Below are 15,193 nucleotides of genomic sequence, written 5' to 3'. Positions count from 1 at the left end.
CAAACCCCCTGGTCAGCGTGCACCCCTGTCCGCCGGGCGGGTCCGTTACGGGTCCCTCTGGTCGAGGCGGGGGTCCCCTCTAGTTGAGGGGAATCTCCTCGATCAACTGGGCGCCGAACTCGCGCTCGAGAAGGGCGGTGTGGGACCTGGGGTCGTCGGACAACGAGTTGTCGGTGTCCGGGTCGACATCGCTGTCGGGATCGTGCGTGGGCTCGGCCGGACGGGGGGTACTACCCGCCGCTGCGGCGGCTCGGGCCCGGGCGCTGGACATCGGGCGCGATCCGTTCCCCTGGCTGCCGGCGGCACGGGGCTGTTCGGCGCCGGCGTTGCGATCGACAGCTGCCGAGCCGCCCGGGGTGGAGACGGCCACGTCGGCCCAGCCGGAGCCGTTGTCCCGCGCGGAAGTACCGGCCTGGTCCGGGGGGTTCGGGCGGTCCGCGCCGCCCCGATCTTCGCCGCGGGCACGCTCGCCGCGGGTTCGGTCACCAGGAGAACGGTCACCAGCAGATCGGTCCTCATCTGCGGGGGTGTCGGCGGGGAACCCTTCGTCGGCTGAGCGAACGGATGCAGGCTCGCGGTCCGGGGTGGAGCCCGGCACCGGCGCCGGGCTCGGCCACCCGTCGTCCTGACCGGCCGGGTCTCGCGCCTCGGGCGGCGCCCCGGCGAAGCTGTTGTAGGAGCGGCCGTTCGTCGCAGCCGGCTCACCTCTGCCGTCGTCGGCCGCGTCGCCGCCCTGCCGCGTACGTGCCGAACCCGGAGAATCGCCACCACCCCGGTCGGCTGCCGCCCGACCACCCGAAGGACCACCGCCGGATGCACCGCCGCGGGGTTCGGCACCGCCGGCCGGCGGGCCGTGGCCGCCTCTGCCCGAGCCCGAACCGCCCGACCCCGGCCCACCTGGTCCCGAGCCGCCCGAGCCACCCGAGCCACCGGCACCGCCCGAGGGATCGATGATCGCCTCGACCCGCCAGTCGACGCCCAACACGTCCCGCAGGGCCTGCCGCAGCAGTTCGTCGCTGCCGCTGCGGGTGAAGGAGTCCCTCGCCCCGGCGTTGACCAGCGCGACAGTGAGCGTGTTGCCATGCAGGTCGGCGACGTGGGCGTTCTGACTCAGCATCACCCAGCTGAACCGGCGCTTTCCCTTCACCGCCTCGAGGACGTCCGGCCACAGCCGTCGTACGTCGGTGATTCCCAGGGCGCCCGGCGACCCCGTGCCATCCGGAGCCGCCCCACCGGATACCGCGGCGTCCGAGTCCGACTCCGTCGGCGCGGATCCCCCTGCGCCGGAGCCGCCCGGCGCGGCTCGACCCGGGGCGGACCTCGCCGTCGGCTCGGCGGGAGGCGCGGGCGCCGACCAACCGGCCTGGTCGACGGATGTGCCGGCGGCCGACGCGTCGGAGGGCTCGTGCGGAGCCTGGGGTGTGCCCCAGTCGGCAGCGGCCGCCTCGGCGGCCGAGGGCCGAGGGCCGTCCGGCGGTGCGGACTCCGGCCCCGCGCCACCGGCGTCGGGACCTTGCGTCGGGGATTCCGGCGGCGAGGTCTCCACCGGAACCGAGCCGGCCGAGCCGGCCGAGCCGGCCGCCGGCGGCCGCGCGGAAGGCCGCTGCGGGGAGGCCGACGGCGCTGCGGAGATGTCCGTGTCGCGGCCGGCGGGCTCCCCTGACCCCGACCTGGACGGGCGCTCGGTGTTCAGGGTGTTGCGTGCCGCTTCGCGACCGCCGCCCCCCGACGGCCGTTGCCCCGCCTGGCCCCTGCCCAGTTGGTCCCGCGCGGCGGCCGCGCCCCCAGCCGGTCCGGCCGAACGTGCCGAGCCGGCCGAACCCCCCGAACCACTCGGGCCGGCCGCCGACGGCACGTTCTCCCCGCCCGCGATGGACAGCCGGCGTTCGAGCCGGTCGAGCCGGGCGTGCAGGCCCTGCTCGCTGTCGTCGACCGCCGGCAGCAGGATCCGCGCGCAGATCAGCTCCAGGTGCAGGCGGGGCGCGGTCGCGCCGCGCATCTCGTTCAGACCGTCGTTGACCAGGTCGGCGGCCCGGGTGAGCTCCGCGGTGCCGAAACGCGCGGCCTGGGCCGTTAGGCGTTCGGCCTGGTCGGCCGGCCCTTCGAGCAGGCCGCGTTCGATGGCGTCGGGCACAGCCGAGACGATCACCAGATCACGCAACCGCCGCAGCAGGTCCTCGGCGAAGCGCCGGGGATCCTGCCCGGACTCGATCACCTTGTCGACGACGGTGAACACGCTGCCGCCGTCGCCGGCCGCGAGCGCGTCGACCACCTCGTCCAGCAGCGACTCGTGGGTGTAGCCGAGCAGCCCGACGGCCCGGGCGTACGTCACGCCGTCGTCTCCGGCACCGCCGATCAACTGGTCGAGCACCGACAGGGTGTCGCGGACGGACCCGGCCCCGGCCCGGACCACCAGCGGCAGGACGGCCGGCTCGACCGGCACGCCCTCGCGTTCGCACAGGTCGGAGAGGTACTCCTGCAGCACCTTCGGCGGAACCAGCCGGAAGGGGTAATGGTGGGTACGGGACCGGATCGTGCCGATGACCTTCTCGGGCTCGGTCGTGGCGAAGACGAACTTCAGGTGCTCCGGCGGCTCCTCGACCAGCTTGAGCAGGGCGTTGAAGCCCTGCGTGGTCACCATGTGCGCCTCGTCGACGATGTAGATCTTGTAGCGCGAGGACACCGGCGCGAAGAACGCCCGCTCGCGCAGGTCGCGAGCGTCGTCCACACCACCGTGGCTGGCCGCGTCGATCTCGATCACGTCGATGCTGCCGGGCCCGCCACGGGCCAGGTCGCGGCAACTCTGGCACTCACCGCAGGGCTCGGGAGTGGGACCGACCTCGCAGTTCAGGCAGCGGGCGAGGATCCGGGCGCTGGTGGTCTTCCCGCATCCACGCGGACCGGAGAAGAGGTACGCATGGTGCACGCGGTTGTTGCGCAGCGCCTGCTGCAGCGGCTCGGTGACGTGATCCTGGCCGATGACCTCGGCGTACGTCTGCGGCCGGTAGCGACGGTAAAGGGCGAGCGGCGCTTCCACGATAGGGACCCTAGCCCGCGCCACCGACGGTCGCGGAGCAGCGGGCCGGCTCGGCGCGGCCGCACCGCGCGCCGGTCGACGCGAGGTGCGTCGAGGGCGGCGGTGGTACGAAAGGACTCCCCGCGCACCCGGTAGAGCTTGCTTACCCTTGCTGCCTTCCGGCCCTGGGGGAGTTGGGCAAGGTGCCGCCGCGCGGGGAGCCGCCGAGCAGTCTACGCGAGACCCCCACGACTTCGCCCACCGCCGCCGGGCAAGCCGGGACCGAGCAGTTCCAAGCGCCTCAGAGAGCGCAATCTCCCCCTACCGGCCGATGTTCACCCGCCCCCGGTTGGCCCGGTTGACCACCGAGCGGGTACTGTCTCGCGCGGAGGATTCGCCTAGTTGGCCTAGGGCGCACGCTTGGAAAGCGTGTTGGGAGCAATCCCTCAGGGGTTCGAATCCCCTATCCTCCGCCCCGCCGATCAGGCAAGACGTCCGGGCCGGTCCTCCACAGGGCCGGCCCGACGCCCGTCTTGGGCGCCTTTCCTGAGCGGTGCCGCCAGTCTGGGCTTGCTGGTGCTCGCCGGGATGTACTCGGGGGCCAACCTCGGCTCGCGATGTTCCTGGTGTCCACGGGGTCGGCTCTCGGCGTCCTGATCGGCACACCACTGATGTCGTGCTGCGCCAGGCACGGTGGCCGCCAGGCACGGTGGCCGCCAGGCACGGTGGCCGCCAGGCACGGTGGCCGCCAGGCACGGTGGCCGCCAGGCACGGTGGCCGCGAGGCATCCGCGCGCCCGCTCGACCAGAAACTCCGGCCGCGGCACCCACGCACTTCCACCGTGGGGTGAGGTGGGCGAGGTTAACGGTTGAACCTGCCGGGCGTTGCGGGGGCGTTCCTCGCCGTCCAGAGCAGTCCGGCCGGCATGTCCGGCAGGGAACGGGTCACCGGCAGTCGACAGAAGATGCCCGGCGGCTACTCGTTCCGTGGCCCTGGTTCGGGCGATGCCACGGGCTCAGCGGGCTCGCCCGTAGAGACCACATGATCAGCTGACAGGTTCTTCAAAGGTTCTTCATCATCTCCGGCCTACGGTCGCTCCGTCCGCCACGGTCGTGGCAGGGCAGACGAGACGCATGGGAGATCCATCCGATGAGGACCAACCGGTTACTGCTGGCCGCGGCTGCGTCGGTCATGGTCTTCGCGCCGGCCGCCTGTGGCAGCGACGACGGCGGTTCCAAGGTGCCGACGGCGGGAGGTCACTCCTCCTCCTCCGCGCGGGCCGGGAAGCCCGCCGGCAGGACGGGCGGGGACGACATGGCCGCCTATGTCGACAGTCAGCGCAAGTGGGTCGCCTGCATGCGGCATAACGGCATCGACCTTCCCGACCCGAACACCAAGGGCCAGGTCGACATGTCCGGCCAGGGCCTTGCCCTGAAGAAGGATCCGAAGTTCATCGGCGCCAGCCAGAAGTGCGCCAAGATCAGGGCGACGGTTCCCCAGGGTCTGGAAGAGGGCAACGAGCCCAAGCTCACTCCAGCCCAGATCAAGGTCGGGCGTGACTACGCCGCCTGCATGCAGAAGAACGGCGCACCCGACTTCCCGGACCCGGATCCGGACGGGTACGGCAGCAACGACAACTCGGGCCAGTCCGAATGGGATCAGGATTCGGCCGGCGCGAAGCGGGCCACCCGTGTCTGCGCCCCGATCCTCGGTCGGTCCGCCAACCCGCCGGCCGGCAAGGGCTGACCATGGCCGAGGCGGCGACGGACCCGGACTGGACCGAACGCGACGGAATCGGGGCGGTGACGGGCCCGGCTGCGATCGACCGGGACGAGATCGGTCAGGACGAGACCGGCCATACGGCGACCGGCCATGCGGCGACCGGCCGGGACGCGACGGATGGGACCGACTCCGTGTCGGCTCCGCCGCGTCCTCGGCGCGGTCGGCGTGCGGCCCTGGTCGCCTCGGCCGTGGCCGTCGTGGCTGTGGCCGCCGTGGCCGGCTCCCTGGGACTCGGCGGCGACAAGGACGAGGGCCCGAGCACTCCGCCCCGTTCCGGCTCCCTCGTCCCGGTCACTCGGACCACCCTGGCCGAACGCACTGTCGTGGACGGTCAGTTGGGTTACGGAACGGAGATCCCGTTGCCGGTCAAGGCGACGGGCACCGTGACCTGGCTGCCCGCGGAGGGTACGACCGTCAAGCGCGGCGGCACGCTGTTGCGGGTCGACGACCGGCCGGTCGTCCTCATGTACGGGAAGCTGCCGATGTACCGGGACATCGGCCTGGTCGCCGATCAGGCCGATCAGACTCGGAGTACGGGCGAGGCGCAGAAGCAGGGGACCGGTGCCGGTGCGTCTCCCGACTCCGCAGGGATCGCCGAGTCCCAGGGCACGGGCACGGGGACCGGCGAAGGGACGGGAGCCGGAGAAACGACCGACCCGCCGGCGATGCCCCGCGAGCTCACCGGTATGGACGTCCTGCAGTTCGAGACCAATCTGGCGGCTCTTGGCTACACGGGCTTCACCGTGGACGAGCGGTTCACCGCGCTCACCGCCTCGGCGGTCAGGCGCTGGCAGAAGTCGCTCGGCCTGCCCCAGACGGGGACGGTCGACGTCGGGGATGTCATCTACTCCTCCGGCAAGGTACGGATCGGCCACGCGGGAGTGCGCCTGGGAGCCGAGGCCAGTGCGGATGCCCTGACCTACACGGGCACCTCACGGAATGTCGTCGTGAACGCCTCGGCCGCGGATGCCGCCTGGGCGGTGCGCGGCGCGCAGGTCCGGGTGGAGCTGCCCGACGGGACGTTCGTGAAGGGCGCGGTGGCCTCGGTGGGGAAGCAGGCGACCAGTTCGGAGGGCGGTGGCGACGAGGGCGGCTCGCCGGGGCGGGGAGGTGACGCGACGATCTCGGTGTTCGTCACCCTCCAGGACCAGCGGGCCCTGGGGAGGCTGGAGAGCGGCCCGGTGTCCGTCGAGTACGTGGGACGCAAGGTCGAGGACGTGCTGAGCGTTCCCGTCTCCGCGCTGGTCGCGCTTGCCGAGGGCGGATACGGCGTGGAGACCCGGGACGGCCGGTTCCTTGCCGTGAAGACGGGGCTGTTCGCGGACGGCAGGGTGGAAGTGAGCGGCGCCGCGATCCGCGAAGGCATGAAGGTGAGGATCCCGGAGTGAGCGGCACGTCCTCGGTGGTCGTGGAGTTCGACGCGGTCTCCAAGACCTATCCGGGTGGTGTGGCCGCGGTCCGAGAGGTCAGCCTGCGTATCGGACGCGGCGAACTGGTCGGTGTGGTCGGCCCTTCGGGCTCGGGAAAGTCCAGCATGCTGAATCTGATGGGCAGTCTCGACCGCCCCACCTCGGGGCGGGTACTGGTCGACGGCCACGACGTGGCGAGGCTGTCGGACCGGGAGCTGTCCGCGCTGCGGGCCACCCGGATCGGCTTCGTCTTTCAGCAGTTCCACCTGGGGGTCGGCGTGCCCGTGCTGGACGCGGTGGCTGACGGCCTGTTGTACACCGGCGTCCCGATGCGTCGCCGCCGCGCCAGAGCCGCCGCCGCGCTGGCCCGGGTGGGGCTCAGCCACCGTCTCGACCACCTGCCTCAGCAGCTCTCCGGCGGCGAGAGGCAGCGGGTGGCGGTAGCCCGTGCGGTGGTCGGCAAGCCGTCGGTCCTGCTGGCGGACGAGCCGACCGGCAACCTCGACTCCGCGTCGGGCGCCGCAGTGCTGGACCTCCTGCGCGAGTTGCACGCGTCGGGCACCACGGTCGTGGTTATCACCCATGACCGTGAGATCGCGAGCGGGCTCCCCCGCCGGATCGACATGCGCGACGGGCGGCTGGTCGCCGACACGACGCAGGTCACGTCGGGCGGAGCGCCCCGGTGACGGACCCTACGAAGTACTCCTCCCCGCGAGAGCCCGGCACGCGTGTCCCCGCGCCACGACTGCGCGCCGCGCGCCTGAGCGCCGCCGATGTCGTACGCCTCGGCGGCACCGGACTCAGGACCCGGCCTCTGAGGGTGTTTCTCTCCGCCCTGGGCATCGCCATCGGCGTCGCCGCCATGATCGCGGTGGTCGGCATCTCCGGGTCCGGGCATGCTGAGGTGGACCGCCGTCTCGACGCACTCGGCACCAACCTCCTGCGGATCGCCCCCGGCCAGAGCCTGGACGGCGAGAAGGCCCGACTCCCGTACGAGGCCGTGCCGATGATCCGTCGGATACCGCCTGTGCAGCGGGTCGCCGCCACCGGTGCGACCGACTTCCACGTCTACCGCAACGAGCACATCTCCGTCGGCCACACCGGTTCCCTCGCCGTCCTCGCGGCCGACCGCGGCCTGCTTCCTGCCGTAGGCGGCAAGGTTCACAGGGGCCGCTGGCTGGACGCGGCGACGGAGAAGTACCCGGCCGTCGCGCTCGGTGCCACAGCCGCCCAGCGCCTGGACGTGTACGCGCCGGGGATCCGGGTCTGGATCGGCGGCTACTGGTTCGCGGTGATCGGCGTCCTCGATCCCGTACCGCTCGCACCGGAACTCGACAGCGCCGTGCTGGTCGGCGGTCCCGCGGCGCGGGCGTATCTCCGCTTCGATGGCCACCCCTCCATGGTCTACGTCCGTACCGAGAACAGTCAGGTCTCGGCGGTACGTCCGGTGCTGCCGGCCACGGCGTACCCGGAGAAGCCGAGCGAGGTCCTGGTCTCCAGGCCCTCCGACGCGCTTGCGGCACGGGAGGCCACCGAGTCGGCCCTCACCGGTCTGCTGCTCGGGCTCGGCGGGGTGGCGCTGCTGGTCGGCGGGGTCGGCGTGGGCAACACGATGGTCATCTCGGTCCTGGAACGCCGGCCGGAGATCGGCCTGCGCCGGGCACTGGGGGCTACCAGGGGACAGATCCGCATGCAGTTCGTGACGGAGTCGCTGCTGCTGTCCCTCATCGGCGGACTCGGCGGAACGGTCCTCGGGACGCTGATCACGGCGGGGTACGCGGCCAGCCGTGGCTGGCCGACGGTGGTGCCGCCCTGGGCCAGCGCGGCCGGCATCGGCTCGACGCTGCTCATCGGCATGATCGCCGGGTTGTATCCGGCGGTACGGGCGAGCAGGCTGTCGCCGACGGTGGCGTTGTCCAGCACCTGAGCGTCAGGGGGAGAGGAACGGCTCCGGGCGGTCTCGTCGGGCGCACGAACGTCCAGGTAGCCGAGGTCGCGGTGACCATCGGGATGGCTGGGGCTGCGACGGCGGCTACCTGCACTATGGCGGCACGTCCATGCCTCATGACGATTCGGATCCGACCCGAGGAGCCCCGTTGACCGCACCCGTCCCGACCTCCTGGCCCGGGGGACCGCGATGAGCTTCCGGCTGCGGGTGCTGGGCCTGCTCACGCTGGTCGCCCTCACCGCCACCGCCGCCACCGCCTGGCTGACCCTGCGTCAGGCCAACCGTCAAGTCCAGGACACGGTCAGCGCGGGGCAGCAGGAGCTCTCGCGGATCGCCGGAGAGCTGCGTGCCTACGGCTTCAAGCACGGAACCTGGGACGGGCTCTCCCCCTCGGTGAGCACACTCGCCAAGGACACCGGGCAGCGCATACGGGTCGTCACCGAGACCGGCGTCCTACTCGCCGACTCCGACATCCTCGCGGGCCGCGAGCCGCGCCCGCTGAACGGCCGGCCACCGGTCCTGGTGGACGCGCGGCCAGTCCTGCGGTTGCCGGCCGGGCAGGCGCCCAGGATCTCGGTCAAGACGGCGGTCGCCGCAATCGCCGACTACCGCTCCGCGGCCGTGTATGCGGCCTGCCTGACCGATGCGGGCACCGAGGTGACGGCCCGGCAGGACCGCCTGGGCATTCCCAGGATCAGCACGGATCACCCGCCCGCACGGTGCAAGAAGTCACCCAGCGGGGCCGACCCACGGACCGCCCAGGACGTCGTCGTCCTCCGCGCGTGCGAGTCCGTACGATCCCTCGCTCCCTGCCTGCAGAGGGCCTTCGACGAGCGGACCGCCTCAGTCGCACCGGCTCGCCTCGAGGTAAGCGTCGGCTACCGGAACGAATCCCCGCCCACCCTCGCCCCCGCACCCACCGTCGCCGTGGCGACCGGGGTGGCCCTGGCCGCGGTCCTCGCCTCGTTGCTTCTGAGCCGCGCGGTCCTGCGCCCGGTCAGGGCCATGACGCTCGCCGCCCGCGGAGTCGGCGAGGGCGATCTTGGCCGGCGGGTCCCTGTTTCGGGGCGGGACGAGATCGCGCAGCTCGGCAGCGCCTTCAACCGCATGGCCGACTCCATCCAGGCCGGGGAGGAGCGCCAGCGCCGTCTCACCGGGGACATCGCCCACGAGCTGCGAACCCCACTGGCCAATCTGCGCGGTTATCAGGAGGCACTGCGGGACGGGGTCGTCGACCCGACTCCCGAACTCCTCGCCTCCCTCCACGAGGAGGCGCTGCTCCAGCAGCGGATCGTGGACGACCTCCAGGACCTCGCCCTGGCCGAGAGCGGCGCGCTGACGTACCACCGCCACGACGTCGACCTGCGCGAGATCCTCGAGACCAGCCGCACCGCTCACCATGCCCAGGCCGAGACGGCAGGCATCGCTTTGGATCTGGAGGCGCCGAACCAGGTGTACGCGACCGGCGACCCGGACCGGCTGCGCCAGGCCCTCGGCAATCTCATAGGAAACGCGCTGCGCGCGACCGGAGCGGGCGGCACCGTAACCCTGGCCCTGTCGCCCCGTGGCAAGCAGGCCGTCGTCGAGGTCCGGGACACCGGCAAGGGGATACCGGCCGAGGACCTGCCGCATCTCTTCGACCGCTTCTGGAGGGCGGATCCGGCACGCGGCCGGGCCACCGGCGGCAGTGGCCTCGGGCTGGCCATCGTCCGTCAGATCGTCACCGACCACGCCGGGTCGATCGACGTACGCAGCACGGTGGGAGCCGGCACAACGTTCACAGTCACCCTGCCAAGGCTTCCGGAAAGCGACGGCGCCACGGCCGCGGGAACCCGGGGGCGGGAGGAGAGTGGCCGGAGCCGGGAGGTGGGTCAGGACCTGGCTGAGCCGCCGCCGTCGGCGAGGCGATAGCCCCGCCCGTAGACCGTCTCCAGATAGCGGGGGCGCCGCGGGTCCGCCTCCAGCTTCCGCCGCAGGTTCATCACGTGCGCGTCGACGGTCCGCTCCAGCACGTCCCGGTCGAAGCCGAAGACACGCTCGATGATCTGTACGCGGGTGAAGACCCGGCCCGGTTCACGGGCCAGCGTCTCCAGCACGGCGAACTCCTTCGCGGTCAGCGCCACCGGACGCCCGGCCAGCCGGACCTCGAAGCGCGCGATGTCCAGCTCCACATCACCCACCAGCAGCGTCGAGGACTCCGTCACGCCGTCGGCTCTTCTGGAGCGGCGCAGCAACGCCCGTACGCGTGCGGTCAGTTCGCGGGGGCTGTACGGCTTGGTGAGGTAGTCGTCGGCGCCGAGGTCCAGACCGAGGAGCATGTCCTCCTCGGTGGTGCGCGCGGTGAGCAACAGGACAGGAACATCCGATTCCGTGCGCAGAATGCGGCACACGTCGAGACCGTCGACCACCGGCAGCATCACATCGAGAACGATGAGGTCGGGCTTCGACGAACGGGCCCTTTCCAGCGCCGCGCGACCGTCGGCCACGACCTGCACCGCATTTCCCTCGCGCTCCAGGTAGATCCGGATCAGTCGGGACTGTTTCTCGTCATCCTCGGCAACCAGAATCCGCGCGTTCAACGACCCTCCCCCCGCAGTGCCTCCGCACCTTCCGGAACGGTAGTACGGCACCGCCTCCGGCGCCTCCGCCGGGCTCCGGCAAGGTGGTCGCGCTCAGGCGGCGAGGACGTGGTCCATCCGGCGGGCGACCCGTCCGTGGAACGCGAGCGTCGCCACCGAGCAGGCGATGCCGGCCAGCAACGCGGTCCACCACAGCACACCCGGGCCGAGACCGGAGTACAACCCGACGCCCAGGGTGAGAGCGCCGAACCTCGCCGTTCCCCACGTCCAGCCGAACGCGCCCTGGTAGCGGCCGCGGGCGTGTGCTGGGGCGAGATTGGCGATCACCGACGCGGCGATACCGGCGACGACCACCTCGCCGACGGACCAGACGACCACCGAGATCGCATACCCCGTGACCGTGTTCGCGAGCCCGGTCATCGCCACGCCGACGGCGATCAGCACGCCGCCGGCGCACTGCACCGGAAGCTGTGGCAGCCGGGCCAGCCGCGCCGTCACCACGGGCTGGAGGACCACCACCATCACCGCGTTGAGCGCCGCCATCGCACCGTAGACCGTCGGAGACAGGCCGCTGTCGTGGATGGCGAGCGGCAGCGCCACCTCGGTCAGCGAGTAGACGAACAGCTGGACGCCGAACAGCGGAAGCAGCGCCAGCCCGAGCCGGTCCCGCAGGACGACCCCGTAGCCGATGCCGTCCTTGCGCTTCGCCCCGCCCGCGCCTCCGTCCCCCTCCGCGCCGAACGCCGTGGGCGGCCGGTGTTCGCGCAGCCGGAACGCCACCACGGCGGCGAAGACCAGCATGCTTCCGGCGTCGACCGCGAACAGCAGCCAGTAACCGCGCGCGGCGAGGAATCCGCCGAGCACCCCGGCCACCGCCGTACCGATGTTCACGCCCCACTGGAACAGCGCGTACGCCCGCCGCCGGTGCTCGGCGTCCACGGCGTCGGCCAGCAGCGCGTACGCGGCCGGGCTGACCATCGACCCGGCGGCGCTGATCAGCAGGGCGGCGGCCGCCATCGTGGCCACGCCGGGAGCGACGAAGAGCGCACCCTGGCCCACCGACGCGGCGACCAGCCCGGCGAGCATCGTCGGCCGCCGGCCGATCCGGTCCGCGAGCACTCCGCCGACCGCCGGTCCGAGCAGGTTGCCGGCGCCGAGCGCGCCGAGGACGTAGGAGACGTGCGTTCCGGTGACGCCGCGGGTGGCCAGGAAGAACACGAGGAACGGGGTGACGAGGTAGCCGAGCCGGTTGACGACCGTGCCGGCGAAGACGGTCCAGACGACGGGCGGAAGCCCGCGGAAGGAGGAGAACATGCCGAGACCCTGCTGCCCGGTCCGCTCGCCGGACCATTGATTAAACTCAGCCCGAATCCAACTCGCCACGCGGTACGGTCCGAGAGAAGCAGGGAGTACGTCATGGAGTCGGTGCTCAGCTTCTCCACCGCGGACCTGGCGATGACCAGGTACGCCGTGTCGCCGATGTGGGAGGTCGTCACCAGCTTCCGGCTGCTCCGGGCCGAGGTGGATCCCCCGCTCCACCGGCGATGGGCCGCGCAGGTACGGCCCCGGCTGGAGCGGACCGGACTCGACCGCGGCTGGCTGGCGGAGCTGATCCCCCTGACCGGCTACCTCGCCGACTTCCTCAATCCCACGCCCGCCTCGCCGTTCCCCGGCCTGTCCGGTGAGCTGGCGGCGATCCGGGCGACCTCGGCCGGCCAGGTGCGGGCCGAGCTGGACATGCTTGCGGCCGAGGCCGGACGAGACGGTGGCCGGTCTGCCCGGTTCAGACTGCTGTACGACGCACCGGAGGAGACGCTCGGGAAGGTCGCCGCCGAGATCGAGGCGTACTGGGAACTCGCCCTCGCGCCCTACTGGGCCCGGATCCGGCACCTCCTCGAGGCCGACGTCTTCTACCGGGCCCGGCAGGCCGCCGAGCACGGCTCCGCCCACGTTCTCGACGAGCTCCACGACTCCGTGCGCTGGGACGACGGCACCCTGCGGCTCGTCCGCCGGCACTGCGCGGTGACCCGCGGCCAGGCGGGCGGCGGGCTGCTGCTGGTGCCGTCGGCGTTCGTGTGGCCGCGGGTCCTGACCCGGTCGGTGGCCGGTGAGCCGCCGCAGCTCGCATATCCGGCCCGCGGGGTCGGCAACCTGTGGGAGCCGCGGACCCCCACGTCCGCGGCGGCGGTCGCCGGCGTTCTGGGTCGATCGCGTACGCGAATCCTGACCGAGCTCGACACCCCGTCCTCGACCACCCAGCTCGCGCGGCGGGCCGGCATGTCCGCCGCCGGGGTCTCCCAGCACCTCACCGCACTGCGGGACGCGGGCCTGGTCACCGCCCACCGCAGTGGCCGGTCGGTTCTGTACGCACGTACGGCCGTGGCCGATGCCCTGCTGACCCCCGCGGGCGACTGACCCCCGCGACGCCCCCGCGCGAAGCCCCCGCGGCGGTCGTCCCTGCCGTCAGTCCCAGTAAGGCCGGAGCTCGATCGCGCCGAACCTCGCGACCGGATGCTTCGAGGCCACCTCGACCGCCTCGTCGAGATCGGCGCACTCCAGCAGGTCGTACCCCGCGATCTGTTCCTTGGTCTCGGCGAACGGGCCGTCTGTCACCAGCACGTCGTCGCCGCGAACCCGTACGGTCCTCGCGTCGGCGGTCGGCCGCAGCCGACTGCCCTGCAATCGCACCCCGCGCGCGTCCATCTGCTCCGTCCAGGCGATCGAGTCCCGCCGCATCGCCGCCGACTCCTCCGGACCGAGTTCCTCGCTCTCGGCCCAGCACACCAGCATCATGAACTTCATCTCGTCGCTCCTTCGCTCACTTCGGTGGGCCCTGGCCGGGCGGTCGGGAGGTCACGCGTCCGACGCCGCGGTGGGCGGACCGGTTCGTGCGCTTGCTCCACATACATCGCGTAGGCCTGATACATCGGACTCCGCGCACGGGTTCCTCACCGCGTCCTCGTTGCCGCACGTGTTCCTCCTCACTCCCCCTCCTCTGCTCCCCTCCCCGCCGCCGTCCACCACATGACGGGCAACACCGGTCACATCGACAACGCTCCGCAATCGTGGTGGCACCGAACGGCAGAAGGAGCCCGAGCCGACCGCCCGGAACCGGCCCCGCGAGCCCCGTCGCTGCGTCTCCTGCCGACCAGCGAGCAAGGGTGAGCTGATCTAGGCTCTACCGGATGAGCGCGACCCCTTCCCCCTCCGCTCAGTCCGGGCTACCCGGACTGCCGGGCGGTCGTCCCCTCGTGCCGCTGCGCCCCTGGGCGGGCCGGCACCGCAACCGCCGCAGGGTGCTCGCGCCGGTCGGCCTCATCGTCGTGATGGCCGCGCTGGTCACCCCGCTGATCGGGCTGACCGTCCTGGGTGCGGGGCCCGAGCCCGCCGCGCTCGGCACCTTCTTCGCGTTCCTTCCGGTCGTCCCGGTGGTCGCCGTGTTCTTGTGGATCGACCGGTGGGAGCCCGAGCCCGGCCGGCTGCTGCTGATGGCGTTCCTGTGGGGAGCCGGGGTGGCGGCGCTGGCCGCGGCGGTCAGCAACTTCGCGCTCAACTACGCCTGGTCCCGCACCGTCGGCACCGAGGTCGGCGACGTGGTGAGCACCGTGGTGACCGCACCGTTCGTGGAGGAGGCGGTCAAGGGAGCGTTCCTGTTCGCCCTCCTCGCCACCCGCCGGCGCGAGGTGGACGGCGTGGTCGACGGGATCGTCTACGCGGGCCTGGTCGGGGTGGGGTTCGCGTTCAGCGAGAACATCCTCTATCTCGGCACCGCCATCGCCGAGGGCGGACTCCACGGCGGCATCATGCTGTTCGCCCTGCGGTGCGTGCTGTCGCCGTTCGCCCACCCGATCTTCACCTCGATGACCGGGCTCGCCGTCGGCATCATGGCGCGCAGCAGGCGACCGATCCGGTTCCTCTACCCGCTGGTCGGCTACCTCGCCGCCGTCTGCCTGCACGCGCTGTGGAACGCCTCGGCGTCGCTGCTCGGCCAGTTCGGCTTCTTCCTCGTCTACGTCGTCTTCATGGTCCCGGTGTTCGCCGCGGTGGCGATGGTGGTGCTCTGGCAGCGGCGCCGCGAGCAGCGCATCGTGGCCGGCCAGCTGCCGAGGTTCGTCGCCGCCAACTGGATCTCGCCGGAGGAGGTACGCCTGCTGTCCAGCCTGCCCGGACGCAGTGGCTGGCGCTCGGCGGTGAAGCGCAGGTGGGGCGCCGAGGCCGCCCGGGCTGTCCGCGACTACCACACCGCGGTCACCGAACTCGCCTTCTTCTACGAGCGCTACCAGCGCGGTGCGATCGGGTACGACGCCGACCACTGGCGCGACGACCTGATCGGCAAGGTGCTGGAGGCCCGCGAGCGGGCGGTGCTGCACCCCCAGGCGATGGCCACCGCCGAAGAGGTCACCGGTCCGCCGCCCGCCCACCGGGCACCCGAGCCGATCAGCTAAGCCCGGCGGCGCGG

General features: G+C 72.2%; 11 protein-coding genes, 1 tRNA gene and 1 other RNA gene. 8 read left to right on the top strand and 5 right to left on the bottom strand.

All coding sequences use genetic code 11. From position 1 onward, the window contains the following. Nucleotides 1-79: 79 nt before the first annotated feature. Complete coding sequence (locus BLU27_RS08830) at nucleotides 80-3,061, bottom strand: DNA polymerase III subunit gamma and tau (protein WP_422386079.1); 2,982 nt, start codon at nucleotides 3,059-3,061, stop codon at nucleotides 80-82. A gap of 84 nt (nucleotides 3,062-3,145) precedes the next feature. Next, nucleotides 3,146-3,242, bottom strand: an RNA gene (gene ffs / locus BLU27_RS08825) — signal recognition particle sRNA small type. A gap of 161 nt (nucleotides 3,243-3,403) precedes the next feature. Between ffs and BLU27_RS08820 the strand changes: the two genes are divergently transcribed. From BLU27_RS08820 to BLU27_RS08795, 6 genes are all read left to right on the top strand, one after another. Next, nucleotides 3,404-3,489: transfer RNA gene (locus BLU27_RS08820), tRNA-Ser, on the top strand. A 676-nt stretch (nucleotides 3,490-4,165) separates the two neighbouring features. Continuing rightward, nucleotides 4,166-4,762 carry a hypothetical protein gene (locus BLU27_RS08815; RefSeq protein ID WP_092652275.1) on the top strand — a complete coding sequence of 199 codons (597 nt, stop codon included), beginning with the start codon at nucleotides 4,166-4,168 and terminating at the stop codon, nucleotides 4,760-4,762. Between the two features lie 2 nt (nucleotides 4,763-4,764). Continuing rightward, on the top strand, nucleotides 4,765-6,186 hold the full coding sequence (locus tag BLU27_RS08810; protein WP_157728352.1) for a peptidoglycan-binding domain-containing protein: 1,422 nt from the start codon (nucleotides 4,765-4,767) through the stop codon (nucleotides 6,184-6,186). Further along, nucleotides 6,183-6,893 carry an ABC transporter ATP-binding protein gene (locus tag BLU27_RS08805; protein ID WP_172804913.1) on the top strand — a complete coding sequence of 237 codons (711 nt, stop codon included), beginning with the start codon at nucleotides 6,183-6,185 and terminating at the stop codon, nucleotides 6,891-6,893. Before BLU27_RS08810 ends, BLU27_RS08805 begins: the two co-directional genes overlap by 4 nt. After that, the gene (locus tag BLU27_RS08800; protein WP_172804912.1) at nucleotides 6,890-8,134 is read left to right on the top strand and encodes an ABC transporter permease; all 1,245 of its coding nucleotides are present in this window, start codon (nucleotides 6,890-6,892) and stop codon (nucleotides 8,132-8,134) included. The genes BLU27_RS08805 and BLU27_RS08800 overlap by 4 nt, the downstream gene beginning before the upstream one ends. A 210-nt stretch (nucleotides 8,135-8,344) precedes the next feature. Beyond that, nucleotides 8,345-10,066 carry a sensor histidine kinase gene (locus BLU27_RS08795; RefSeq protein ID WP_092652273.1) on the top strand — a complete coding sequence of 574 codons (1,722 nt, stop codon included), beginning with the start codon at nucleotides 8,345-8,347 and terminating at the stop codon, nucleotides 10,064-10,066. Here the strand turns inward: BLU27_RS08795 and BLU27_RS08790 are convergent. Then, nucleotides 10,027-10,734 carry a response regulator transcription factor gene (locus BLU27_RS08790; protein WP_092652271.1) on the bottom strand — a complete coding sequence of 236 codons (708 nt, stop codon included), beginning with the start codon at nucleotides 10,732-10,734 and terminating at the stop codon, nucleotides 10,027-10,029. The genes BLU27_RS08795 and BLU27_RS08790 overlap by 40 nt on opposite strands. Before the next feature lie 93 nt (nucleotides 10,735-10,827). Beyond that, entirely contained in the window at nucleotides 10,828-12,048 is a 1,221-nt protein-coding gene (locus tag BLU27_RS08785; RefSeq protein ID WP_092652269.1) for an MFS transporter, read from the bottom strand. 102 nt (nucleotides 12,049-12,150) lie between these two features. Between BLU27_RS08785 and BLU27_RS08780 the strand changes: the two genes are divergently transcribed. After that, nucleotides 12,151-13,149, top strand: a complete 999-nt coding sequence (locus tag BLU27_RS08780) for an ArsR/SmtB family transcription factor (protein WP_092652267.1) — start codon at nucleotides 12,151-12,153, stop codon at nucleotides 13,147-13,149. Nucleotides 13,150-13,197: 48 nt separating this feature from the next. Here the strand turns inward: BLU27_RS08780 and BLU27_RS08775 are convergent, their stop codons facing one another. Continuing rightward, entirely contained in the window at nucleotides 13,198-13,536 is a 339-nt protein-coding gene (locus BLU27_RS08775) for a YciI family protein (protein ID WP_092652265.1), read from the bottom strand. A 383-nt stretch (nucleotides 13,537-13,919) separates the two neighbouring features. On the opposite strand from BLU27_RS08775, the gene BLU27_RS08770 reads away from it, so the two are divergent. After that, entirely contained in the window at nucleotides 13,920-15,179 is a 1,260-nt protein-coding gene (locus BLU27_RS08770) for a PrsW family intramembrane metalloprotease (RefSeq protein WP_241827864.1), read from the top strand. The last annotated feature ends 14 nt before the right edge of the window (nucleotides 15,180-15,193 follow it).

It is taken from the genome of Actinopolymorpha singaporensis (genome assembly GCF_900104745.1).
GTDB classification, from domain to species: domain Bacteria; phylum Actinomycetota; class Actinomycetes; order Propionibacteriales; family Actinopolymorphaceae; genus Actinopolymorpha; species Actinopolymorpha singaporensis.
The sequence above is the reverse complement of the archived record's forward strand: the minus strand, read 5'-3'. Positions and strand labels throughout refer to the sequence as shown.

Coding starts and splice junctions, on each gene's coding strand:
- BLU27_RS08815 (WP_092652275.1), top strand. CDS start 4,166: ATGAGGACCAACCGGTTACTGCTGGCCGCGGCTGCGTCGGTCATGGTC.
- BLU27_RS08795 (WP_092652273.1), top strand. CDS start 8,345: ATGAGCTTCCGGCTGCGGGTGCTGGGCCTGCTCACGCTGGTCGCCCTC.
- BLU27_RS08785 (WP_092652269.1), bottom strand. CDS start 12,048: ATGTTCTCCTCCTTCCGCGGGCTTCCGCCCGTCGTCTGGACCGTCTTC.
- BLU27_RS08780 (WP_092652267.1), top strand. CDS start 12,151: ATGGAGTCGGTGCTCAGCTTCTCCACCGCGGACCTGGCGATGACCAGG.
- BLU27_RS08775 (WP_092652265.1), bottom strand. CDS start 13,536: ATGAAGTTCATGATGCTGGTGTGCTGGGCCGAGAGCGAGGAACTCGGT.
- BLU27_RS08770 (WP_241827864.1), top strand. CDS start 13,920: ATGAGCGCGACCCCTTCCCCCTCCGCTCAGTCCGGGCTACCCGGACTG.
- BLU27_RS08810 (WP_157728352.1), top strand. CDS start 4,765: ATGGCCGAGGCGGCGACGGACCCGGACTGGACCGAACGCGACGGAATC.